The following is a 20,392-nucleotide window of genomic DNA, read 5'->3' on the forward strand; positions in this document are numbered from 1 at the left end:
CAAGCTTCCAGTTTCAAGCCGCAAAAAAAGCCCGCCGATGAGTGATCATCGGCGGGCTTTTTTATTCGGGCATACGGCGATCAAAACTGTGGGAGCGAGCATGCTCGCTCCCACAGGGGGTTAGTGTTTGGCTGGATATTCGCGGTGCATTTGCTCCAGCAGCGCATCCTTGTCCAGCCACAGCTGGTTGATCCAGCCCTGGAACTGCAGGCGATATTCGCCGTCCTGGTCGTAGTTCTTGCCGATGAATTGCTGCGGGATCTTCAGCTCTTCAAAGTGCACCACTACGTCCCGCACGTTGCCGCATAGCAGGTCCCAGAATCCCGGACGCCCGGCCGGATAGTGGATGGTCACGTTGACGATCGATTCCAGCTGTTCACCCATGGCATCGAGCACAAAGGCAATGCCGCCGGCTTTGGGCTTGAGCAGGTATTTGAAGGGTGATTGCTGTTGAGCATGCTTGCTTTCAGTGAAGCGCGTGCCTTCGACGAAGTTGAAAATCCCCACGGGGTTGTTGCGAAACTTCGCGCAGGTCTTGCGGGTGGTTTCCAGGTCTTTACCTTTTTTCTCCGGGTGCTTTGCAAGGTAGGCCTTGGAGTAGCGCTTCATAAACGGGAAGCCCAGCGCCCACCAGGCCAGACCGATCACCGGGACCCAGATCAGCTCCTGCTTGAGGAAGAATTTCAGCGGCTGGATGCGGCGGTTGAGCACGTATTGCAGCACCAGGATATCGACCCAGCTCTGATGGTTGCTGGTGATCAGGTACGAGTGCTTGTAGTCCAGGCCTTGCAGACCGCTGAGGTGCCAGCGGGTGCGGCGCACCAGGTTCATCCAGCCTTTGTTATTGCTGATCCAGGCTTCGTGGGTGTGGCTCATCAGCCATCCGGCAACGCGCTGGGTGATCGCGAACGGCAGGGCCTTGATCAACGCCACACAAAACAGAAACGAGCAGAGCAGAATCGTGTTGAGCGCCAACAGCAGTGAGGCGATTACACCGCGCAGCGGTGCAGGTAGAAAGTCCAACATTTACACATCCATAGGTCGGTTGGCGGCTTGAATCGCGGTGAGTGCGATGGTGTAGACGATGTCGTCGACCTGCGCGCCGCGCGGCAGATCGTTCACCGGTTTGCGCAGGCCTTGCAGCATCGGGCCTAGGCTGACGCAGTCGGCGCTGCGCTGCACGGCTTTGTGGGTGGTGTTGCCGGTGTTGAGGTCGGGGAACACGAACACTGTCGCGCGACCGGCTACCTGGCTGTTTGGCGCCAATTGCCGGGCCACGGTTTCGTTGGCGGCGGCGTCGTATTGCAGCGGGCCGTCGATCAGCAGCGAATGCTGTTGCTCGTGGGCGAGCAGGGTGGCTTCACGCACCTTTTCGACTTCTTCGCCCGTGGCTGATTCACCGCTGGAGTAGCTGATCATCGCCACGCGCGGGGTAATGCCGAACGCAGCCGCCGAGTCGGCGCTTTGCAGGGCGATCTCTGCCAGTTCGGCGGCGCTTGGGTGCGGGTTCATCACGCAGTCGCCGTAGACCAGCACTTCTTCGGGAAACAGCATGAAGAACACCGAGGACACCAGCGTGCAGCCCGGCGCCGTTTTAATCAGCTGAAGGGCCGGACGGATGGTGTTGGCGGTGGTGTTGATCACACCTGAGACCAGCCCGTCGACTTCGTCCAGCGCCAGCATCATCGTGCCGATCACTACGGTGTCTTCCAGTTGCTGCTCGGCCATCGGCGCGTTGAGGCTTTTGCTTTTGCGCAGGGCGACCATCGGTTCGACGTAGCGCTCACGGATCAGATCCGGGTCGAGGATTTCCAGCCCCGGCGGCAACACAATGCCTTGGGCGCGGGCTACGGCTTCGACGTCTTCGGGTTTGGCCAGCAACACACAGCGGGCAATCCCGCGTTCCTGGCAGATCGCCGCCGCTTGTACGGTGAATGGCTCGCTGCCTTCGGGCAGGACGATGCGCTTGTTCGCGGCCTGGGCGCGCTGGATCAATTGATAGCGGAACACGGCCGGTGACAGACGCATTTCCCTTGGCGTGCCGCAACGCTGATGCAGCCAGTTGGCATCGAGATGGCTGGCGACGAAATCGGTGATGATCTCCGCGCGCTCACGGTCGTCGATCGGGATTTCCTTGTTCAGGCCGTTGAGCAGATTGGCGGTGTCGTAAGAGCCTGTGCTCACCGACAACACTGGTAAACCGGCCTGCAAGGCACCTCGGCACAAGTCCATGATGCGCGGATCGGGCAGGGTGTCGCTGGTCAGCAACAGGCCTGCCAGCGGCACGCCATTAATTGCGGCGAGGCTGACGGCGAGGATGATGTCGTCGCGATCCCCCGGCGTTACCACCAGCACGCCGGGCTTGAGCAACTCGACAGTGTTGCGCATGGTCCGTGCGCAGATGATGATTTTGGTCATGCGCCGGGTTTCGTAGTCGCCAGCGTTGAGCACTTGCGCGCCCATCAGGTCGGCGACGTCGCGAGTACGGGGCGCGTTGAGTTCCGGCTGGAACGGGATGCAGCCGAGCAGGCGGAAATCACCGCTGCGCAGAAGTGGCGAATGTTCCTTCAGACGCGCGGCGAAGGCGTCCATGCTCTCGTAGGTCTTGACCTTGTTGAGGATCACGCCGAGGACTTTCGGGTCTTTCGGGCCACCGAACAACTGCGCCTGCAGTTCGACGCGGCCGGAGAGTTCGGCGAGCACTTCGTTTTCCGGTGCCGAAACCAGGATCACCTCGGCATCGAGACTTTTGGCCAGATGCAGATTGACCCGCGCGGCGTAACTGGCGCTGCGGGTCGGCACCATGCCTTCAACCACCAGCACGTCTTTGCCGACGGCGGCCTGCTGATACAGGGCGATGATTTCTTCGAGCAACTCATCGAGCTGACCGTCGCCGAGCATCCGCTCGACATGGGCAAGACCCAGCGGCTGCGGCGGTTTCAGGCCGTGGGTGCGCGCCATCAGCTCGGTGGAGCGCTCAGGGCCGGTGTCGCCGGGATGCGGCTGGGCAATCGGTTTGAAGAAGCCGACTTTCAGCCCGGCCCGTTCAAGCGTACGCACCAGCCCGAGGCTGATGGAGGTCAGACCCACACCAAAATCGGTGGGTGCGATAAAAAAAGTTTGCATGCGAATTCTCTAAGGGTGCATGGCAATGGCTGCCGTCTATAGCTGACGATCTGCCGAAATTCAGTCGCCAAGGTTATCGCTAACCGAGCCTTGTGCGCACCAACCGCAGGCAAAGGGTTGGCCTATTTTTTCAATACGTTGCGCCGGGTCCAGCACCCACGCTCGCGATTGCCATGGCGGCTGATGGCGCAGGTGTTGGGTATGGCCACAGGAAAGCTCGACCACCCAGTGACCGTCTTCGTCCTGATGGAAGCCGCTAATCGTCGAATCCCGTTTGTCCGGGTTGTGTTCGCTTTCGCGCGATTGCTTCGCTAAACTTGGCCTTTCTATATTCTTATGCAAAAGGTCTCGCCCCATGCTGATCGCCGCCAATAAGGCTGTCTCCATCGACTATACCCTGACCAACGACGCTGGTGAGGTCATCGACAGCTCCGCCGGCGGCGCTCCGCTGGTCTACCTGCAAGGCGCAGGCAACATCATCCCGGGCCTGGAAAAAGCTCTGGAAGGCAAAGCTGTTGGTGACGAGCTGGACGTTTCCGTTGAGCCAGAAGACGCTTACGGCGAATACGCTGCTGAGCTGGTCAGCACCCTGAGCCGCAGCATGTTCGAAGGCGTTGACGAGCTGGAAGTCGGCATGCAGTTCCACGCTTCGGCGCCGGACGGCCAAATGCAAATCGTCACTATCCGTGACCTGGACGGCGACGACGTGACTGTCGACGGCAACCACCCTCTGGCCGGTCAGCGCCTGAACTTCAAAGTGAAGATCGTTGCTATCCGTGACGCCAGCCAGGAAGAAGTCGCTCATGGCCACGTCCATGGCGAAGGTGGCCATCACCACTGATTTTCTGCGCTAAGCTTTTGAGAACTGGAGAGGCGCCTGCGGGCGCCTTTTTAGTCCGCGGCTGTCCTTGGTGGCCTCGCCAAGTGGCTGTTTCGAGTAGAACACGGGAATCCTGGAGTTCGTCATGAGTGCTTTTCACGACCTTAAGTTGACAGCCCTGGATGGTCAGGAGCTACCGCTGGCGCCCTTCAAGGGCCAAGTCGTGCTGGTGGTCAACGTCGCCTCCAAATGCGGCTTGACCCCACAGTATGCGGCGCTGGAAAACCTCCATCAGCAATTCAAAGGTAAAGGCTTCAGTGTGTTGGGCCTGCCGTGCAACCAGTTTGCCGGTCAGGAACCAGGCACCGAACAGGAAATTCAAGAGTTCTGCAGCCTCAACTATGGCGTGACGTTCCCGTTGTCGAGCAAGCTCGAAGTCAACGGTCACGACCGTCATCAGCTCTACCGTCTGCTGGCGGGCGAGGGCGCGGAATTTCCCGGTGATATCACCTGGAATTTCGAAAAGTTTCTGCTCGGCAAGGACGGCCGGGTGCTGGCCCGGTTCTCGCCGCGCACGGCGCCGGATGATCCGACCATCGTGCACGCGATTGAAAAAGCGTTGAGCTGAAACACGAAAATCGCAGCCCTTGAGCTGCGATTTTTTTTGCCTGCCTTTTGTCCCTTAATCATTCAGATCAATAGTGCTATCGCGTTGATGTCTTCACACATATTATCGCCGTCATATAGTTTTATGCCCTCGATAACGTTTTTGTGGAGCCTTTCGATGCCCGTTCAAGCCTTGTTCAAACCGTTCCACCTCGGTGCCCTCGAACTGCCGACCCGTGTGGTCATGGCGCCTATGACCCGTTCGTTTTCCCCGGGTGGCGTACCCAACTCCAAGGTCATCGAGTACTACCGCCGCCGCGCAGCCGCGGGTGTGGGCCTGATCATCACCGAAGGCACCACTGTCGGCCACCAGGCATCCAACGGCTATCCGAACGTCCCGCAGTTCTTTGGTGAAGCGCCGTTGGCCGGCTGGAAAAAAGTGGTCGATGCCGTACACGCTGAGGGCGGCAAGATCGTTCCGCAACTGTGGCACGTCGGCAGTGTTCGTCGCATCGGCACCGAGCCGGACGCCAGCGTGCCGGGTTATGGCCCGACGGAAAAACTCAAGGATGGTCAGGTCGTCGTGCACGGGATGACCAAACAGGATATCCAGGACGTCATCGCCGCCTTCGCCCAAGCGGCCAAGGATGCGCAAAGCATTGGCATGGACGGCGTCGAAATCCACGGCGCCCATGGTTATCTGGTCGACCAGTTCTTCTGGGAAGGCAGCAACCAGCGCACCGACGAATACGGTGGCAGCCTGGCCAACCGTTCGCGTTTCGCCATCGAACTGATTCAAGCGGTGCGTGCGGCGGTCGGAGAAGGTTTCCCGATCATCTTCCGTTTCTCGCAGTGGAAGCAGCAGGACTACACCGCGCGTCTGGTGCAAACACCGGAAGCGTTGGGCGAGTTCCTCAAACCGTTGTCCGACGCAGGTGTGGATATTTTCCACTGCTCGACTCGCCGCTTCTGGGAACCGGAATTCGACGGCTCCGAGCTGAACCTGGCCGGATGGACGCGCAAACTGACTGGCAAACCGACCATCACTGTCGGCAGCGTCGGCCTGGATGGTGAGTTCCTGCAGTTCATGGTTAACACCGACAAGGTTGCTCAACCAGCCAGTCTGGAGAACCTGCTGGAGCGTCTGAACAAAGAGGAGTTTGATCTGGTGGCGGTGGGCCGTGCGCTGCTGGTCGATCCGGACTGGGCGCTGAAAGTACGCGAAGGGCGTGAGCAGGACATTCTGCCGTTCAGCCGTGAGGCGTTGATGACGCTGGTTTAACGGGCGCTCTCACTGACGCTATCGCGAGCAGGCTCACTCCTGCCATTGACCGTGTTCTTCCTTATGAAATGCGATCAATGTAGGAGTGAGCCTGCTTGCGATGACGCCTTCACTGTCAGTAAAGATTCAGGGCAATGTCTGAGCATTCGGCACCACCTGCTCCCCCACACACGCCCCCCGCAAGTGACTTTCAAACTGCTCAATGATCGCCGCCCACCCTTGGCGACTCGCATGCTGCCGGGCATTCAGGCGCACGCAACGTAACGTTTCTTCTTCCTCAAGCAACCACGCCGCTGCATCGCAAAACGCTTCTTCATCGCCGGGCATTGCCAGCACGCCGTTGTAGCCATGGCGAATATGCTGCGCCGCTGCTGCCTGATCGTAAGCGACCACCCCAAGTCCTGAGGCCAGTGCTTCCAGCACGACGTTGCCAAAAGTTTCGGTCAGGCTCGGAAACAGAAACACATCGCCCGACGCATAGTGCGCCGCCAACGCTTCACCGCGCTGTGAGCCGCAGAAGATCGCGTCGGGCAGATCCTTTTCCAATGCCATTCGTTGCGGCCCGTCGCCGACCACGATCAGCTTCAGATTGCGCTGTGGATAAGTGCTCCGCAGTTTTTCGAAGCTGCGTTTGAGCAAGCCAAGGTTTTTCTCCGGCGCGAGCCGTCCTACATGAATCACCGCAATGTCTCGCTCGCCCAATCCCCATTGCTCACGCAGAGCGTTCAAACGCTTGGCCGGATGAAACAACTGGCTGTCCACACCTCGGGACAGTAGCGCCAGACGCTCGAAATGCCGACGCTCCAGCTCCAGGCGCTGGCTCACGCTCGGCACCAGCGTCAGTGCCGAACGGTTGTGAAACCAGCGCAGATAGTGCGTCAGCATCCGGGTCAGCAACCCGAGGCCGTACTGACTGGTGTATTGCTGGAAATTCGTATGAAAACCGCTGACCACCGAGATTCCCAGTCGCCGCGCTGCCCGCAACGCCGACAAACCGAGCGGCCCTTCAGTCGCGATATACAGCACATCCGGGCGCTGGCGCTTCCAGCGTCGCAGCAATTTGTGCATCGACGATTGACCCCATTGCAGCCCTGGATAGCCCGGTAACGGCCAACCCCGGCACAGCAGCAGGGCGTCGTCTTCATTGCGCTGTGGATCGTCGACCTGACGTGGGCGCACCAATTCGACCTGGTGCCCACGCGCGCGCAATCCGTCGCACAAGCGGCCAAGGGTGTTGGCCACGCCGTTGATTTCCGGTGGGAAGGTTTCAGTGATCAGAGTGATATGCAGAGCTGTCGTCATGACCTCAGTGTCGGCTGAGGCCATGTCGTGCTTGTGACATTCTGATGATGGATTTGTGACGGGTCTAGCGCTGAGTCACCAGATTCTCGGCACCACGCTCACGTACCCAGAACAAAGTCGCCCCGGCCACAGCTGCAGGCATCATCAGGATGTTGACCACCGGAATCAGCAGTACCAGGTAGACGATCCCGCCAAAGCTCATGCTCTGCCAGCGCTTCTGCCGCAGCCAGGCGAGCATTTCGTTCCAGCCGAGTTTGTGGTTGTCTGCCGGGTAGTCGATGTACTGGATCGCCATCATCCACACGCCAAACAATAGCCACAGGGGCGCGGCGATGATGTTCACTACCGGGATGAACGAGAGAATGAACAATCCGATCGCACGCGGCAGGAAGTAGCCAAGCTTGCGCATTTCCCGAGCGAGGGTACGCGGGACCATCGCGATCAGTTCGCCCCAGCTGAAGGCGGGGAAGTCATCGGTGCCGCGTACCACCACTTCGACCTTTTCCGCGAGGAAGCCGTTGAAGGGCGCTGCAATGATGTTGGCGAGCATGGTGAAGCTGAAAAACACCATCAGTGCGACGAGCACGACAAACAGCGGCCACAGGATGTAGCTGAGAAAGCTCAGCCATTCGGGCAGCGACGGCATCAGCGTATCGACCCACAGGCTGAACTGGTGGCCGGCCAGATAGATCAATCCGACGAACAGCACCAGGTTGATGGCCAGCGGCAGCAGCACAAACAATCGCAGGCTGGGGCTAAGGACCAGTTTGAGGCCTTCGCGCAGGTATTGCGGGCCGGACAGAACAGGGGCGGGCATAAGGTGCTCCGAGCAAGGGAAAACGCGCCGACCTTACCGACTTTGCAATGGCTGCGAAAGCGCGGCAGAGTGATCGACATCCACTGTAACAAAGACGTCCATCTCGTCAGTGTGTCGGCATAGAGACCACCTATGAGCTGGATTGTTAAACCGTATTTCCTTAATCTTGCCCCCCTCGATACGCTGCACCCAACTTTTTACAGGACTGTCGAGCTCATACCTTCCCCAAGGTTATCCACGGTCCTTTTTTATTCCCGCCGGCAGTCCGGCGTTCCGCGCCAGTTTTTCGGCCCGGTCAACAGGAGCAGGTCATGTCTGAAGTCCGTCATTCGCGAGTGATTATTCTCGGTTCCGGCCCTGCCGGTTACAGCGCTGCGGTCTATGCCGCCCGTGCCAACCTCAAACCACTGCTGATCACCGGCATGCAGGCTGGCGGTCAACTGACCACCACCACCGAAGTCGACAACTGGCCGGGCGATGTTCACGGTCTGACCGGTCCGGTACTGATGGAGCGGATGCGCGAGCACGCCGAGCGTTTTGAAACCGAGATCGTGTTTGATCACATCAACGCCGTGGACTTCGCTTCCAAGCCGTACAGCCTGACTGGCGATAGCGCGACCTACACTTGCGACGCCCTGATCATCGCCACCGGCGCCAGCGCTCGTTACCTGGGCCTGCCGTCGGAAGAAGCGTTCATGGGCAAAGGCGTTTCGGCCTGCGCGACCTGCGACGGTTTCTTCTATCGCAACAAGCCTGTTGCAGTGGTCGGTGGCGGCAACACTGCTGTTGAAGAAGCGCTGTACCTGGCCAACATCGCCAGCACCGTGACCCTGATCCACCGTCGCGAAACCTTCCGCGCCGAGAAGATCCTGATCGACAAGCTCAATGCCCGTGTGGCTGAAGGCAAGATCATCCTCAAGTTGAACGCCAATCTGGACGAAGTCCTGGGCGACAACATGGGCGTGACCGGTGCGCGTCTGAAGAACAACGACGGCAGCTTCGACGAAATCAAAGTCGACGGCGTGTTCATCGCCATCGGCCACACCCCGAACACTTCGCTGTTCGAAGGCCAGTTGACTTTGAAGGACGGTTATCTGGTGGTGCAGGGCGGTCGTGACGGCAACGCCACTGCGACCAGCGTTGAAGGCATCTTCGCCGCCGGTGACGTGGCTGACCACGTTTACCGTCAGGCCATCACCTCGGCCGGCGCTGGCTGCATGGCGGCACTGGACACCGAGCGTTACCTGGACGGTCTGCAGAACGCTTCGTTCTAAGATCGCAGGCATAAAAAAACCGGCTTCGGCCGGTTTTTTTATGTTCATTCAAATGTGGGAGCGAGCAAGCTCGCTCCCACAGGGAATGTAATGGGGCTGAGATTAGCGGCGGGTCAGGGGCGGCGCGGTGAACTTCACACCGGCCAGACCACTAGCGATCAACGCACGAATATTGCCGTGATCACTGCCCTCAGGCGTGGCCACCACCGAACGGTAATGTTCGCCAAACGCCAGCAGCGCTTCCTCATTGCTCAAGCCTTCCAGCAGCGCCAGACCCAAGGTCTTGCACGAACCTTCGTTCTGCCCGGCGGCGTTCTCCACGCCACCGTTGTTGAATGCCTGAGGCTGGTAGTCGTAACCGGCGGCGATGAAGGCCAGGGTGTCGGCGAAAACGTGTTCGCCGCTTTTGAGGCTGGCGCGCAGGGTGTTCAGATCATTCATTGGGTTTTCCTTTGGCGAACGCTGCTTGTTGTTCGGCGTTGGCTTCTTGCTGAAACTGGGCTTTCCACTCGGCGTACGGCATGCCGTAAACCACTTCGCGGGCGTCGTCGAGGCTGACTTCGATCTGGCGCTCGTCGGCTTCGGCCTTGTACCACTTCGACAGGCAGTTGCGGCAGAACCCGGCAAGGTTCATCAGGTCGATGTTCTGCACGTCCTTGCGGCTGTCCAGGTGCGCAACCAGCCGGCGGAAGGCGGCGGCTTCGAGTTCGAGGCGTTGTTGCTCGGTCATGATGGGCTCTGTGCAGTCAATACGTGGCGCGGATGATAAAAGTCTGGCGACCAATGCGCCAGACTCGCTCAGCGGCTGGCGGCGAGGGTGATCGACACCGATTCGGCAAAACGCAGCGCGTGCGGCTTGTCGACTTCGACTTCGGCGTACAGCACTGAACCGTTGCTCATCACCAGGTCGAGCAATTCCTGAGTCAGTCGTTCAAGCAGCGCAAAGCGGTTGCCCTCGACATGGGCGATGATCGCCTTGGTGATGGTGCGGTAATTGAGTGCATGGTCGATGTCGTTATCACGCACCGCTTCCTGCGCGGCGTACAGAATGGTGACGTTGATCAGCACATCCTGCTTGTTGAGGATCTCGTCCTCGTTGATCCCGATAAAGGTGCGCAAGCGCAGATCCTTGACCCGGATGCGCGCCATTCCCGGTTGAAGTTGTGGCATTTATTTGCTCCGTCCAATCAATTGCAGGAACTCCTGGCGGGTGTTGCTCGAGTCGCGAAAAGCGCCAAGCATGACCGAGGTGTTCATGGTCGAATTCTGTTTCTCGACACCGCGCATCATCATGCACATGTGTCTGGCCTCAATGACCACGGCAACGCCGGCGGCATCAGTGACCTGTTGCACCGCATCGGCGATTTGCCGGGTGAGATTTTCCTGAATCTGCAAGCGTCGGGCGAACATGTCCACCAGTCGCGCTATCTTCGACAACCCCAACACTTTGCCGGTCGGAATATACGCCACATGGGCCTTGCCGATGAAGGGCAGCAGGTGATGTTCGCACAACGAGTACAACTCGATGTCAGCGACGATGATCATCTCATCGCTGTCCGAAGCAAACAGTGCGCCATTGACGATCGCGTCGACGCTCTGCTCATAACCGTGACACAGGTATTGCATGGCCTTGGCCGCACGTACCGGAGTGTCGAGTAATCCTTCGCGGTCGGGGTCTTCACCGAGGCCGATGAGGATTTCGCGGTAATTCTCGGGCAGGGAGCGGGTCATGGAACATCCTCGCGGGCGGGCTTATTTGACGTGCCGCCCGCCGTTGACGGTCAGGGTCGTGCCGGTGACATACGAGTTATCGAGCAGATAGCGCAGGCTTTGGTAGATCACTTCGCTGCCGGGTTCGATGCCCAGCGCGGATTTGGCCAGGGCCTTGGCGCGGTACGCCGCGTCGTCGTCGGGATTGAACAATAGCAGGGCCGGCGCGATGCCGTTGACCTTGATTGCTGGCGCGTAGCGGGCGGCGAAGGACAGGGTCAGGCTGTCGAGCCCGGCTTTGCTCGCGCAGTAACCGATGTGCTTGCTGCTGCCCTTGCGGGTGACATCGTCGCTGATGTGGATGATGTCGGCGGGCGTCGATTGCTGGAGCAAACCGGCGCAGTGCAGGTTGATCAGGTAGGGAGCGAGCATGTGAATGTTGAACATGCGGCTGAACGCTTCGGCTTCACTGTCCGGAGTTTCCGCCAGCCATTCGGAGCCGTTGTGCACGATCGCCCGCAGGCTGTCGGTGAGGGCTTTCAATTCAGCGATAAATGCCAGGATGGTCGTTTCGCTGGAAAAGTCCGCAAATACACCAACGGCACCCAGATCCCGCAGCATTTGCACGCCGGGACGTTCACTGCGGTAGGTGAAGATCACCGGGTGGCCGTCTTCCAGCAAACGTTGCGCGCAATGCAGACCGACGCGCTGGCCGGCACCGGTGATCAGGATCGGGGCGCAATTTGTGGTCATGAGTGGCTCGCATCGCGGTTGGAGCGAAAACTATACCAGCGACGCGTGCCTTGGAACTACGGCGGCTTGCCTTAACGATTTTGTGTTGACGGCGTAACAGGCAAGGGTCGCGTTGGCGCACCGTTCAACCAGTTCCCCAACAACCGTGTCGACAAGGGAATAAAGAAGTAAACCATCAGTGGCGTCAGGCAGGCCGTGCTGATCAACACCCGTGGCAACAGACTCATGTCAGCGAGGAGCGGGCCGAGGACAAAGTTGAACAGCAGTGATACCGGAAAGAATGCCAGCCAGATCGCAACGGCCTGTTTCCAGCGCGGCGGACGTGCACCGATTGCGCCCGTTCCGAACCAGCCCTCGATGCCGCTGACGCGGTGTTCTTTCGGGTGTGCAAACAGATCGCTGCCACGGTCCAGCCACGCTGTACGCGAAGCCGAATGCTCCCACGCATGCAAAGTCTGCTCATCGACAAAGCGGAAAATGATCTGGAATTCGTTATCGCCGGGCGGCGGGGCGAGCACGCCGGAGCCCAGATAGCCGGGAAAGTCGGTGGCCAATTGTTCGCCTTCGCGCAGCCAGATGATCAGATCCTGATAGCGGCCATCGGCGACGCGGCGCGCGACCATTAGCGTAACGGGTGAAGTAGACATTATGTATCTCCGTATCTCGGTGCGTCGCTCCGGGTAGGAGTTTCGCCTGACGCAGGCCGGGGTAGTGGCCTGCGTTTTTCAACTAGCAAGGATTATTCCTTATTTTCCTGATTAAACCAGTGGCTTTCGTCGCAGATCATCGCGGGGTTAGAATAGGATCCAAAGCCCACAAGGACGTTGAACGTACTATGCCTGTCATGACGGACGTCAGCCCTGCCTCGCAGGCATCTGTTGCGCTCGAGCGCGAAGATCTTTTCCCCATTCGGGAAGTTTCACGGTTGACCGGTGTCAACCCGGTCACCCTGCGCGCTTGGGAGCGGCGCTACGGTTTGATTCAACCCACGCGCACCGAAAGTGGGCATCGCTTGTATTCGATGTCAGATATCGAGCGCGTTCGCAGCATCGTCGAGTGGATCGACCGAGGTGTGGCGGTCAGCAAGATTGGCAAGATCCTCGCTAAAACCGAACCGCTGAAGGTGCTCGCACACATCATCCCCGATGATTTGGTGCAGGCCGACTACCAGCAATGGCAGCACCAGTTGCAACGTGCGGTCAGTGCTTTCGACGATTTCGAACTGGATCGGGTTTATGGTCAGATCTTTTCTTCGTACGCTTTGCCGGTGGTGTTTCAAGACATCTTGATGCCGCTCTGGCGGCAATTGCTGCAGCGTCAGGAAGCCTTTGGGCAAACCAGTGAGTGGCTGTTTCTCGATGGATACCTGCGCGCGCGGGTGCTGCAGCGAATCATCGTTCTGCGCGGCTCACAGCCGCGCAAGATCATTGTCAGTGCCCTGGCCGGTCAGTGCCGCGAACTTGAATTGCTGGTGGCTGCGCTGTTTCTCAGTAGCAGCGATTCGGGCGTGCGGGTGCTCACCACCGGCCAGCCGTTCGACGAGTTGACGCTGGTTTGCGAGAAGATCAAGCCACAGGCTCTGGTGCTGTTTTCCAATCACGCACCGGCTGCGGAATTGCCGCGGCGTTTGAATCGGTTGGCCTTGAGTCTTGATTGTCAGTTGCTGCTGGCGGGGGATGCATCCGATCTGGCACAGGAAAGCCTCAGCGGAACTTCGATTGGATGTGTTGGCAACGAAGGGGCAACGATGCGTCAGCGTCTGATGCAGATACTGGCAGGCAAGCTCGATACCTGAGGCTCAGGTGTGCAGGGCGGGATGGGTCAGGCGGTGTTGTTGCAGAATGAACTGGCGCAGGCGTTCGGTTTCATCCGCATCGCTTTGGCTCAGTTCGTAGGCGTAGAAACCGCTTTCGGTTTCCCGTTCGAATTGGCCGCGCAGTGAAATCCGCTCATAGCCGGAAGGGCTGAACCACAACGCGAAATGCTTGGGGGGTTTGGTCTTGTTGCGCATTTCCAGCAGTACGCCTTTGTGCGAAACCTCGTGAACCCACATCGTGCCCGGTTGGCCTTTGGCGTTTTCCAGCGCCACCGGCTCTTCGAGCGTCAGCCGCCATGGGCGCACCATCGGGCCATCTTCGTAAATGCTCGGCACGCCGAGGCGCAGATGTAACGCATGAAACTCGTCTTCCACCAAGTGCAGTGGAAAAGTCATCTGTTGATTTTCGAAATTGGCCTGAATGGTGACTTGCTCATGAGCGGCCAGGCGCGTGAGCAAATCACGGATCTGCGAACCACCATTAACCAATAGACTCGACGTCGCATCCCGCACGTTCAATTGCGGGTTGTGCTGCATGGTCTGGATGAAATCCAGCTCATCCTGGGTCAGGAGGGCGTCGCGTTGCATGGTGCGCTCGAAAGTAATAGTTACAAAGTCATTGGTGATTGTAGTTACTGACCATCAGTTCGCTGTTTTGTTTGCGCCGTTCGTCGCTTTCAATGCAGCCAGTTCACTTTGCAGGGCCGCGACCTGCGCCTCCAATTGTGCCACTCTTTGCTGTGCCTTGACCTGAACGGTCACGTCCTTTTGTACCCCGATAAAGTACGTCTGCCCGTCATCGGCGTTTTTCACCGTTGACACCGACAGTTCATTCCAGAACGGCGTGCCGTCCTTGCGATAGTTGCGCAGGATTTCCCGGCATGAACCATTGCGGCGCAGTGTTTCGCGAATCAGCTCCAGACTTTCTTGATCCCGGTCTCCGGCCTGCAGAAAGCGGCAGTCCTGATAGAGAATTTCCTCGCTGGTGTAACCGGTCATGCGTTCGAAGGCCGGATTGACGTAAATCAGGATGTTGTCCTGTTCACCTTCCTTCTCCGCGACCACAATTCCGTCGTTTGATGCGTTGATTACCAATTGCAGCAGACTGGCGTTGATCATCTTTGAATCCTTTCAGAGTTGTCAGTGGCAGGCATTTTAAAAGATCAGTGGAAGCTGTCTACAGGTCAGCAATGCGCATTGAGAGCCAATCGCAACTTCTTGGCTCAGGCTGTTAATATCGCCGCTCATTTTTTCAGTTTCAGGATCAGATTGATGAAAGTCGCCATCCTCTCCGGTTCGGTCTACGGCACCGCCGAAGAAGTCGCCCGCCACGCCCAGAACCTGCTGAAAGCCGCCGGCTTTGAAACCTTCTACAACCCGCGCGCCAGCCTGGCCGATATCCAGTCTTTCGCGCCTGAAGCGTTTCTCGCGGTGACTTCTACCACCGGCATGGGCGAATTGCCGGACAATCTGCAACCGCTGTATTCGACCATTCGTGATCAATTGCCGGCCGCCTGGCGCGGTTTGCCGGGCGCAGTGATTGCCTTGGGCGATGCCAGCTACGGCGATACCTTTTGCGGTGGCGGTGAGCAAATGCGTGAACTGTTCGCCGAGCTTGGCCTGCGTGAAGCGCAGGACATGCTGCGCATCGACGCCAGCGAAAGCGTCACCCCGGAAACTGACGCCGAGCCTTGGTTGGCGCAGCTGATCGATACACTCAAGGGCTGATCGGCCGCTCGCGCAACAGGGAAAGCCAGGCTTGTGCGGCGTTCGACAGATAAGCGCCCTGACGCCAGATGAACGCGATGTCCCAGCGCAAATAGTCCGGCGCTCGCAAGGTCAGGCGCACCACGCCGGGTCGCACCAGGCCGCGCGCGACCACGCTGGGCAACAGCACCACGCCTTGCCCGGCAGCCACCAGTGCCGCGAGAAAATCCGCCTGACCACTGCGTCCACCTTCTTTGGGTGTGAAACCCAGTTGCTGACAGGCCTGCAGCAAGCGGTCGTTGAGCACAAAGCTGCGCTGATACAGCAGAAACGGCGTGTCGGCCAACTCCTCCAGACCAATCTCACCCCGTGTCGCCAATGGGTGATCCATCGGTAACAGGACGTCGAGTTTCTCGTCGCAGAACGGCTGAAAGTCGAACTGTGGATCTTTCGGCAACAGGCTGCCGCCCAACTCCAGTTCACCGCTCAACACCGCTTGCTCAATGTTGCGACTACCCCCCTCAAGCAACTGAATGCTGATGTTCGGATAGCGTCGGCGGTATTCGGCAAACAGCCCGGCAAACAGTGCATCACTGCCCAGCAGTGGCAAACCGAGGCGTAATTCGCCACGGGCCAGGTGGCTGAGGTCGTCCAGTTCAACGAGCAACTCATTGCGCAAGCGCAGCATGCCTTCGGCCCGTTGCAGTACCACGCTGCCGGCGGCGGTCAGGCGCAACTGTGAACCCAGCCGTTCGAGCAACGGCGTGCCGAGGCTCTGTTCCAGTTGCGCGACTTGTTTACTCACCGCCGATTGACTGATGTGCATGGTTTTCGCGGCTTGAGTAAACCCGCCCTGATGCATGACTTCGACAAAACTGCGTAGTTGTTTGAATTCCATTCGCCTGATTCCATTTTGGAATGGCTTTGAGTCTAACAATTCGCTTCGGGGATGAGGAGTCGCTTCGTAAAATAAGCTCCAGTCAGGAGCAAAACCCTATGAACGCCGCCACCCTTAAGTATCTTTCCCGTTTATTCGCTGAGCTGGCCGTGTTGCTCGCTCTCTACCTGCTCGGCTGCCAACTCGCCGCTTGGCTGGCCCTGCCGATTCCCGGTGGCGTGATCGGCATGGCGCTGTTGCTGCTGACGTTCGCCTTTGGCTGGATCAATCCCGCAGCGCTGCAACTGGGCGCAGGCTTACTGATGGCCGAGATGTTGCTGTTTTTCATTCCGGCGCTTATGAGCCTGCTGGATTACGGCGCGCTGTTGCGCAATGACGGCTGGCGGATTCTGTTAGTGATCGGCGCCAGCACGTTGATGGTCATGCTGGTGACAGCGTTCACCGTAGAGTTGGCTGTGCGCATGAGGCGTTCCCATGAAGCTTGAACTGATGCCGATGTTCTGGCTCGCCTTCACCCTGTTGGCGTACCTGTTCAGCCGCTGGATTTATCGCCGCACCGGGCGATACCTGTTGTCACCGCTGATTCTGGTACCGGTGCTGCTGCTGGCGCTCGCCGTGCCGCTGCACACTGCTTACGCCGAATATTCGAGCAACACCCATTGGCTGATGCTGGTGCTTGGCCCGGTCACCGTCGCCTTCGCCGTGCCGATCTGGCAGCAGCGGCGCCTGCTGATGCGGCACTGGCCAGCGTTGCTGCTGGGCATGGTCGCCGGCAGTGCGGCATCGATCGGCACCTCGTTCGGCCTGGCCAAGGCGTTGGCGCTGGACAGTTCGGTAACGATGTCACTGGTGCCGCGTTCGATCACCACGCCGTTCGCCATGCCGCTGGCGCAGGACTTGGGTGGCGTGCCGGAATTGACCGCAGTGTTCGTGATGTTCACTGGCGTATTCGGTGCGATGCTGGGTGGCGTGCTTTTGAAGTGGTTGCCATTGCGCAGCGCCTTGGCGCGTGGCGCGCTGTTCGGTGTCGGCGCGCACGGTGCCGGGGTCAGTCGCGCTCACGAAGTCGGCGGTGAAGAAGGCTCTGTGGCGGGGCTGGTGATGGTGTTGACCGGGTTGCTCAACCTGTTCGCCGCGCCGTTGTTGGCGTCGTTGCTTTGACCTGGATCCAAGGTGTTTGCGTTGCTGACCCGCTCAGTCATCAAGCTGGCTGGCAATGCAACTACGCGATCGACTGCGCCTGACTAGACTGCACAGACGTGCAAAACAAGAAGAACGCAGAGGTGCATACAGTGAGCGTAGCCCCCGTCCAATCGTCCCTTAATGTCAAAGACCAGGTCAGCGCCGCGGAATGGCAGACCCGAGTCGATCTCGCCGCCTGTTATCGTCTGGTCGCATTGCATGGGTGGGACGATCTGATCTTCACCCATATTTCCGCCAAGGTGCCGGGCACCGAAGATTTCCTGATCAATCCGTTCGGCCTGATGTTCCACGAAATCACTGCGTCGAGCCTGGTGAAAGTCGATCAGGCCGGCAACAAACTCATGGACAGCCCTTACGAAATAAACCCGGCGGGTTACACCATTCACAGCGCCGTACACGAAGTACGGCACGATGTGGTTTGCGTGCTGCATACACACACGGCCTCGGGTGTGGCGGTGTCGGCGCAGAAGCAGGGCGTGTTGCCGATTAGCCAGCAATCATTGTTCGTGCTGTCGAGCCTGGCCTATCACGGCTATGAAGGTGTTGCGCTGAACCACGAAGAGAAGGCGCGCTTGCAATCCGACCTGGGCGAGAACAATTTCCTGATGCTGCACAACCACGGTCTGCTGACTTGTGGCGGCACCATCGCCGATACCTTTCTGATGATGTTCACCTTCCAGCGCGCCTGCGACATCCAGGTGATGGCGCAGACCGGCGGCGCTGAACTCATCGCCATCGAACCGCAGATTCTGGCGGGCGCCAAGGCGATGATCGCCGGCGTCACCAAAAGTGCTCAAGGCATGGGTGGCGCGCTGGCCTGGCCGGCGCTGCTGCGCAAACTCGATAAACAAGACCCCGGATATAAACTCTAATGCCTCTTGCCGAGATTCCTCTGTGTGTCTGGCGCAAACGCAGCCAGACGTTTGTCTTTCGTGGCCAGCCGATCCGTTACTGGACGACGGGGCAGGGCGAGCCGCTGCTGCTGATCCACGGCTTCCCGACCGCCAGTTGGGACTGGCATTACCTGTGGCAGCCACTGGCCCAGCGTTATCGGGTGATCGCTTGCGACATGCTCGGTTTCGGCGATTCGGCCAAACCGGTCAATCACAGCTACAGCCTTCTTGAGCAGGCCGATCTGCAACAGGCGTTGCTTGCACATTTGCAGGTCGAGCAACCGGTGCACATCCTCGCTCACGACTATGGCGATAGCGTCGCGCAGGAACTGCTCGCGCGGCATTACGAAGAGCAGATCGAGGTTGCCAGTTGCGTGTTTCTCAACGGTGGGTTGTTCCCGGAGACCCATCGCCCCGTATTAATGCAAAAACTGCTGCTCAGCCCATTGGGCTGGATGATCGGCCGCGCGTTTACCCGCGACGCGCTGGTGAAAAGCTTCCGCCAGATCTTCGGCCCGCAGACCGGCCCAAGCGAAAGCGAACTGGATGATTTTTGGAGCCTGATCGACAGCAATCACGGCCCGCGGATCATGCACAAACTGATCGGCTACATTCCTGAGCGCCGCGTGCAACGTGACCGCTGGGTGGCGGCGATGCAGCGCGGTGAAGTGCCGTTGCGGGTAATCGATGGTGAAGTCGATCCGATCTCTGGCGTTCACATGGTCGAGCGTTACCGCGAACTGATTGCCGATGCAGACACCGTGCTGTTGCCAGGCATCGGCCACTATCCGCAGACCGAAGCGCCGGCGCAGGTGCTCAAGCATTACCTGGCGTTTCGCGAACGCTTCGTGCTGCCACCGCGCAAAGTGGCGTGCTCCTGAAAGATCAATAGATCGCAGCCGGCGGCGATCTATTGATCTGGCTCCGCATCATCCCCCAGCCTTATCGCGCACCATTCAGCCCCAGCCGTGTTTGTTGTGACCGAAAGCTCCGTGCCTGACACTCGGAGAACTGTCCCTGGGCCTGCTGGAGTTGCCGTGATGAATGAGTCTGTGCGTTTCGAAGATAAAGTCGTAATCGTCACCGGAGCCGGTGGTGGCCTCGGACGCGCACACGCATTGTTGTTCGCCAGACAGGGCGCCAAAGTGCTGGTCAATGACCTCGGCGGCTCCACTCAGGGCGAAGGCGCCAACGCTTCTGCGGCCGACCGGGTGGTCGCGGAAATTCGCGAAGCCGGCGGCATCGCCGAAGCCAACCACGACTCGGTCACCGACGGCGACAAACTCGTACAGAACGCTCTCGACGTCTTCGGCCGTGTCGACGTAGTCGTCAACAACGCCGGGATCCTGCGCGACAAGACCTTCCACAAGATGGACGACGCGGACTGGGATCTGGTTTACCGCGTCCACGTCGAAGGTGCCTACAAAGTCACTCGCGCCGCATGGCCGCACCTTCGCGAGCAAAACTACGGTCGTGTGATCTTCACCGCGTCGACCTCCGGCATCTACGGCAACTTCGGCCAGTCCAACTACGGCATGGCCAAACTTGGCCTCTACGGTTTGACCCGTACGCTGGCCATCGAAGGCCGCAAGAACAACATCCTGGTCAACGCCATCGCGCCAACCGGCGGCACGCGTATGACCGAAGGCCTGATCCCGCCGCAAGTGTTCGAGCAACTGAAGCCGGAACTGGTCAGCCCGCTGGTGTTGTACCTGGCTAGCGAAAACTGCCAGGAAACCTCGGGCCTGTTCGAAGTCGGCGGCGGCTGGATGGGCAAAGTGCGCTGGGAGCGCAGCCTCGGCGCCGGGTTTGATCCACGGATTGGATTTTCGCCGGAAGATGTGGCGGCGCATTGGCAACAGATTTGTGATTTCGAAGGCGCGGCGCATCCGCAGGACAACATTGAAGCGCTGAAGGAAATGATGGCGAATTTGCAGAAGTATTCGCTCTGATTTCTGCGCAGCAACCGACAGGGCTCAGTCGAGCCCTGCCATCTCCCCGCTAAAATCTCCCTTCCCGGCAAAATCCATCACCCATAAAAAAGGCCGCTGCAAACGCAGCGGGCAAGGTAAGACGTTGGATCAAGGAGCTACAAATCAACGTCAGTGAACACCGGGGTGATCAACCGAACACCTTCGATTGATCTGAAATCTGTCAGCAATGGCCTGATTTACTCAGTAGCCAA

General features: G+C 59.0%; 25 protein-coding genes. 11 read left to right on the forward strand and 14 right to left on the reverse strand.

Annotated features, from left to right (window positions below; all coding sequences use genetic code 11):
* Window positions 1-120 precede the first annotated feature (120 nt).
* The 3 genes from IAI51_RS01125 to IAI51_RS01135 are packed head-to-tail and all read right to left on the reverse strand — an operon-like array spanning window position 121 to window position 3,513.
* Window positions 121-1,026, reverse strand: coding sequence for an acyltransferase (locus tag IAI51_RS01125; protein ID WP_187676798.1), 906 nt, complete (start codon window positions 1,024-1,026; stop codon window positions 121-123).
* A complete protein-coding gene (pta, locus tag IAI51_RS01130; RefSeq protein WP_187676799.1) occupies window positions 1,027-3,126 on the reverse strand; it encodes a phosphate acetyltransferase in 2,100 nt (699 codons plus the stop codon).
* Window positions 3,127-3,186: 60 nt separating this feature from the next.
* Window positions 3,187-3,513 carry a DUF3565 domain-containing protein gene (locus IAI51_RS01135; RefSeq protein ID WP_187676800.1) on the reverse strand — a complete coding sequence of 109 codons (327 nt, stop codon included), beginning with the start codon at window positions 3,511-3,513 and terminating at the stop codon, window positions 3,187-3,189.
* On the opposite strand from IAI51_RS01135, the gene IAI51_RS01140 reads away from it, so the two are divergent.
* The 3 genes from IAI51_RS01140 (at window position 3,482) to IAI51_RS01150 (ending at window position 5,834) form a co-directional block, all read left to right on the forward strand.
* Complete coding sequence (locus IAI51_RS01140) at window positions 3,482-3,967, forward strand: peptidylprolyl isomerase (RefSeq protein WP_187676801.1); 486 nt, start codon at window positions 3,482-3,484, stop codon at window positions 3,965-3,967. The two genes, IAI51_RS01135 and IAI51_RS01140, sit on opposite strands and share 32 nt — an antisense overlap.
* A 124-nt stretch (window positions 3,968-4,091) precedes the next feature.
* On the forward strand, window positions 4,092-4,574 hold the full coding sequence (locus tag IAI51_RS01145; RefSeq protein WP_187676802.1) for a glutathione peroxidase: 483 nt from the start codon (window positions 4,092-4,094) through the stop codon (window positions 4,572-4,574).
* A gap of 156 nt (window positions 4,575-4,730) precedes the next feature.
* Window positions 4,731-5,834 carry an NADH:flavin oxidoreductase gene (locus tag IAI51_RS01150; RefSeq protein WP_187676803.1) on the forward strand — a complete coding sequence of 368 codons (1,104 nt, stop codon included), beginning with the start codon at window positions 4,731-4,733 and terminating at the stop codon, window positions 5,832-5,834.
* A gap of 126 nt (window positions 5,835-5,960) precedes the next feature.
* Here the strand turns inward: IAI51_RS01150 and IAI51_RS01155 are convergent, their stop codons facing one another.
* Both IAI51_RS01155 and cysZ read right to left on the reverse strand, forming a co-directional pair.
* On the reverse strand, window positions 5,961-7,160 hold the full coding sequence (locus IAI51_RS01155; protein ID WP_187676804.1) for a glycosyltransferase family 4 protein: 1,200 nt from the start codon (window positions 7,158-7,160) through the stop codon (window positions 5,961-5,963).
* Window positions 7,161-7,200: 40 nt separating this feature from the next.
* Complete coding sequence (cysZ, locus tag IAI51_RS01160) at window positions 7,201-7,953, reverse strand: sulfate transporter CysZ (RefSeq protein ID WP_187676805.1); 753 nt, start codon at window positions 7,951-7,953, stop codon at window positions 7,201-7,203.
* A gap of 311 nt (window positions 7,954-8,264) precedes the next feature.
* Here cysZ and trxB point away from each other — a divergent pair, with 311 nt between their 5' ends.
* Entirely contained in the window at window positions 8,265-9,227 is a 963-nt protein-coding gene (trxB, locus tag IAI51_RS01165) for a thioredoxin-disulfide reductase (RefSeq protein ID WP_095190882.1), read from the forward strand.
* A gap of 102 nt (window positions 9,228-9,329) precedes the next feature.
* On the opposite strand, the gene IAI51_RS01170 is transcribed toward trxB, so the two are convergent.
* From IAI51_RS01170 to IAI51_RS01195, 6 genes are all read right to left on the reverse strand, one after another.
* The gene (locus tag IAI51_RS01170; protein WP_187676806.1) at window positions 9,330-9,668 is read right to left on the reverse strand and encodes a HopJ type III effector protein; all 339 of its coding nucleotides are present in this window, start codon (window positions 9,666-9,668) and stop codon (window positions 9,330-9,332) included.
* On the reverse strand, window positions 9,661-9,957 hold the full coding sequence (locus tag IAI51_RS01175) for a DUF1244 domain-containing protein (RefSeq protein ID WP_187676807.1): 297 nt from the start codon (window positions 9,955-9,957) through the stop codon (window positions 9,661-9,663). Before IAI51_RS01175 ends, IAI51_RS01170 begins: the two co-directional genes overlap by 8 nt.
* A 68-nt stretch (window positions 9,958-10,025) precedes the next feature.
* Entirely contained in the window at window positions 10,026-10,397 is a 372-nt protein-coding gene (gene folX, locus IAI51_RS01180) for a dihydroneopterin triphosphate 2'-epimerase (RefSeq protein ID WP_053117178.1), read from the reverse strand.
* On the reverse strand, window positions 10,398-10,958 hold the full coding sequence (gene folE, locus IAI51_RS01185) for a GTP cyclohydrolase I FolE (protein WP_187676808.1): 561 nt from the start codon (window positions 10,956-10,958) through the stop codon (window positions 10,398-10,400).
* Window positions 10,959-10,979: 21 nt separating this feature from the next.
* The gene (folM, locus tag IAI51_RS01190; RefSeq protein ID WP_187676809.1) at window positions 10,980-11,690 is read right to left on the reverse strand and encodes a dihydromonapterin reductase; all 711 of its coding nucleotides are present in this window, start codon (window positions 11,688-11,690) and stop codon (window positions 10,980-10,982) included.
* A gap of 71 nt (window positions 11,691-11,761) precedes the next feature.
* Window positions 11,762-12,337, reverse strand: a complete 576-nt coding sequence (locus IAI51_RS01195) for an antibiotic biosynthesis monooxygenase (protein WP_187676810.1) — start codon at window positions 12,335-12,337, stop codon at window positions 11,762-11,764.
* 188 nt (window positions 12,338-12,525) lie between these two features.
* Here IAI51_RS01195 and IAI51_RS01200 point away from each other — a divergent pair, with 188 nt between their 5' ends.
* Window positions 12,526-13,485, forward strand: coding sequence for a MerR family transcriptional regulator (locus IAI51_RS01200; RefSeq protein ID WP_187676811.1), 960 nt, complete (start codon window positions 12,526-12,528; stop codon window positions 13,483-13,485).
* Between the two features lie 3 nt (window positions 13,486-13,488).
* Here the strand turns inward: IAI51_RS01200 and IAI51_RS01205 are convergent, their stop codons facing one another.
* Both IAI51_RS01205 and IAI51_RS01210 read right to left on the reverse strand, forming a co-directional pair.
* Window positions 13,489-14,094: a hypothetical protein gene (locus IAI51_RS01205; protein WP_187676812.1), complete on the reverse strand. Its 606-nt coding sequence runs from the start codon at window positions 14,092-14,094 to the stop codon at window positions 13,489-13,491.
* A gap of 54 nt (window positions 14,095-14,148) precedes the next feature.
* On the reverse strand, window positions 14,149-14,625 hold the full coding sequence (locus IAI51_RS01210; RefSeq protein ID WP_187676813.1) for a PAS domain-containing protein: 477 nt from the start codon (window positions 14,623-14,625) through the stop codon (window positions 14,149-14,151).
* A gap of 153 nt (window positions 14,626-14,778) precedes the next feature.
* On the opposite strand from IAI51_RS01210, the gene IAI51_RS01215 reads away from it, so the two are divergent.
* Window positions 14,779-15,234: a flavodoxin gene (locus IAI51_RS01215; RefSeq protein ID WP_187676814.1), complete on the forward strand. Its 456-nt coding sequence runs from the start codon at window positions 14,779-14,781 to the stop codon at window positions 15,232-15,234.
* Here IAI51_RS01215 and IAI51_RS01220 read toward each other — a convergent pair.
* Window positions 15,224-16,111, reverse strand: coding sequence for a LysR family transcriptional regulator (locus IAI51_RS01220; protein WP_187676815.1), 888 nt, complete (start codon window positions 16,109-16,111; stop codon window positions 15,224-15,226). The genes IAI51_RS01215 and IAI51_RS01220 overlap by 11 nt on opposite strands.
* 98 nt (window positions 16,112-16,209) lie before the next feature.
* On the opposite strand from IAI51_RS01220, the gene IAI51_RS01225 reads away from it, so the two are divergent.
* The 5 genes from IAI51_RS01225 (at window position 16,210) to IAI51_RS01245 (ending at window position 20,159) form a co-directional block, all read left to right on the forward strand.
* A complete protein-coding gene (locus IAI51_RS01225; RefSeq protein ID WP_187676816.1) occupies window positions 16,210-16,596 on the forward strand; it encodes a CidA/LrgA family protein in 387 nt (128 codons plus the stop codon).
* On the forward strand, window positions 16,586-17,272 hold the full coding sequence (locus IAI51_RS01230; RefSeq protein WP_187676817.1) for an LrgB family protein: 687 nt from the start codon (window positions 16,586-16,588) through the stop codon (window positions 17,270-17,272). Before IAI51_RS01225 ends, IAI51_RS01230 begins: the two co-directional genes overlap by 11 nt.
* Before the next feature lie 131 nt (window positions 17,273-17,403).
* Window positions 17,404-18,186, forward strand: coding sequence for a class II aldolase/adducin family protein (locus IAI51_RS01235; protein WP_187676818.1), 783 nt, complete (start codon window positions 17,404-17,406; stop codon window positions 18,184-18,186).
* Window positions 18,186-19,088 (forward strand): alpha/beta fold hydrolase, encoded by a 903-nt coding sequence (locus IAI51_RS01240; protein ID WP_187676819.1) that lies wholly within the window; start codon window positions 18,186-18,188, stop codon window positions 19,086-19,088. Before IAI51_RS01235 ends, IAI51_RS01240 begins: the two co-directional genes overlap by 1 nt.
* Window positions 19,089-19,247: 159 nt before the next feature.
* Window positions 19,248-20,159, forward strand: coding sequence for an SDR family oxidoreductase (locus IAI51_RS01245; protein ID WP_187676820.1), 912 nt, complete (start codon window positions 19,248-19,250; stop codon window positions 20,157-20,159).
* The last annotated feature ends 233 nt before the right edge of the window (window positions 20,160-20,392 follow it).

This window comes from Pseudomonas sp. N40(2020) (genome assembly GCF_014472415.1).
Classification (GTDB): domain Bacteria; phylum Pseudomonadota; class Gammaproteobacteria; order Pseudomonadales; family Pseudomonadaceae; genus Aquipseudomonas.

Bases quoted from the DNA above. Each gene is read 5' to 3' on its own strand.
- IAI51_RS01125 (WP_187676798.1), bottom strand. From the start codon at position 1,026: ATGTTGGACTTTCTACCTGCACCGCTGCGCGGTGTAATCGCCTCACTG.
- pta (WP_187676799.1), bottom strand. From the start codon at position 3,126: ATGCAAACTTTTTTTATCGCACCCACCGATTTTGGTGTGGGTCTGACC.
- IAI51_RS01140 (WP_187676801.1), top strand. From the start codon at position 3,482: ATGCTGATCGCCGCCAATAAGGCTGTCTCCATCGACTATACCCTGACC.
- IAI51_RS01135 (WP_187676800.1), bottom strand. From the start codon at position 3,513: ATGGAGACAGCCTTATTGGCGGCGATCAGCATGGGGCGAGACCTTTTG.
- IAI51_RS01145 (WP_187676802.1), top strand. From the start codon at position 4,092: ATGAGTGCTTTTCACGACCTTAAGTTGACAGCCCTGGATGGTCAGGAG.
- IAI51_RS01150 (WP_187676803.1), top strand. From the start codon at position 4,731: ATGCCCGTTCAAGCCTTGTTCAAACCGTTCCACCTCGGTGCCCTCGAA.
- IAI51_RS01155 (WP_187676804.1), bottom strand. From the start codon at position 7,160: ATGGCCTCAGCCGACACTGAGGTCATGACGACAGCTCTGCATATCACT.
- cysZ (WP_187676805.1), bottom strand. From the start codon at position 7,953: ATGCCCGCCCCTGTTCTGTCCGGCCCGCAATACCTGCGCGAAGGCCTC.
- trxB (WP_095190882.1), top strand. From the start codon at position 8,265: ATGTCTGAAGTCCGTCATTCGCGAGTGATTATTCTCGGTTCCGGCCCT.
- IAI51_RS01170 (WP_187676806.1), bottom strand. From the start codon at position 9,668: ATGAATGATCTGAACACCCTGCGCGCCAGCCTCAAAAGCGGCGAACAC.
- IAI51_RS01175 (WP_187676807.1), bottom strand. From the start codon at position 9,957: ATGACCGAGCAACAACGCCTCGAACTCGAAGCCGCCGCCTTCCGCCGG.
- folX (WP_053117178.1), bottom strand. From the start codon at position 10,397: ATGCCACAACTTCAACCGGGAATGGCGCGCATCCGGGTCAAGGATCTG.
- folE (WP_187676808.1), bottom strand. From the start codon at position 10,958: ATGACCCGCTCCCTGCCCGAGAATTACCGCGAAATCCTCATCGGCCTC.
- folM (WP_187676809.1), bottom strand. From the start codon at position 11,690: ATGACCACAAATTGCGCCCCGATCCTGATCACCGGTGCCGGCCAGCGC.
- IAI51_RS01195 (WP_187676810.1), bottom strand. From the start codon at position 12,337: ATGTCTACTTCACCCGTTACGCTAATGGTCGCGCGCCGCGTCGCCGAT.
- IAI51_RS01200 (WP_187676811.1), top strand. From the start codon at position 12,526: ATGCCTGTCATGACGGACGTCAGCCCTGCCTCGCAGGCATCTGTTGCG.
- IAI51_RS01205 (WP_187676812.1), bottom strand. From the start codon at position 14,094: ATGCAACGCGACGCCCTCCTGACCCAGGATGAGCTGGATTTCATCCAG.
- IAI51_RS01210 (WP_187676813.1), bottom strand. From the start codon at position 14,625: ATGATCAACGCCAGTCTGCTGCAATTGGTAATCAACGCATCAAACGAC.
- IAI51_RS01215 (WP_187676814.1), top strand. From the start codon at position 14,779: ATGAAAGTCGCCATCCTCTCCGGTTCGGTCTACGGCACCGCCGAAGAA.
- IAI51_RS01220 (WP_187676815.1), bottom strand. From the start codon at position 16,111: ATGGAATTCAAACAACTACGCAGTTTTGTCGAAGTCATGCATCAGGGC.
- IAI51_RS01225 (WP_187676816.1), top strand. From the start codon at position 16,210: ATGAACGCCGCCACCCTTAAGTATCTTTCCCGTTTATTCGCTGAGCTG.
- IAI51_RS01230 (WP_187676817.1), top strand. From the start codon at position 16,586: ATGAAGCTTGAACTGATGCCGATGTTCTGGCTCGCCTTCACCCTGTTG.
- IAI51_RS01240 (WP_187676819.1), top strand. From the start codon at position 18,186: ATGCCTCTTGCCGAGATTCCTCTGTGTGTCTGGCGCAAACGCAGCCAG.
- IAI51_RS01245 (WP_187676820.1), top strand. From the start codon at position 19,248: ATGAATGAGTCTGTGCGTTTCGAAGATAAAGTCGTAATCGTCACCGGA.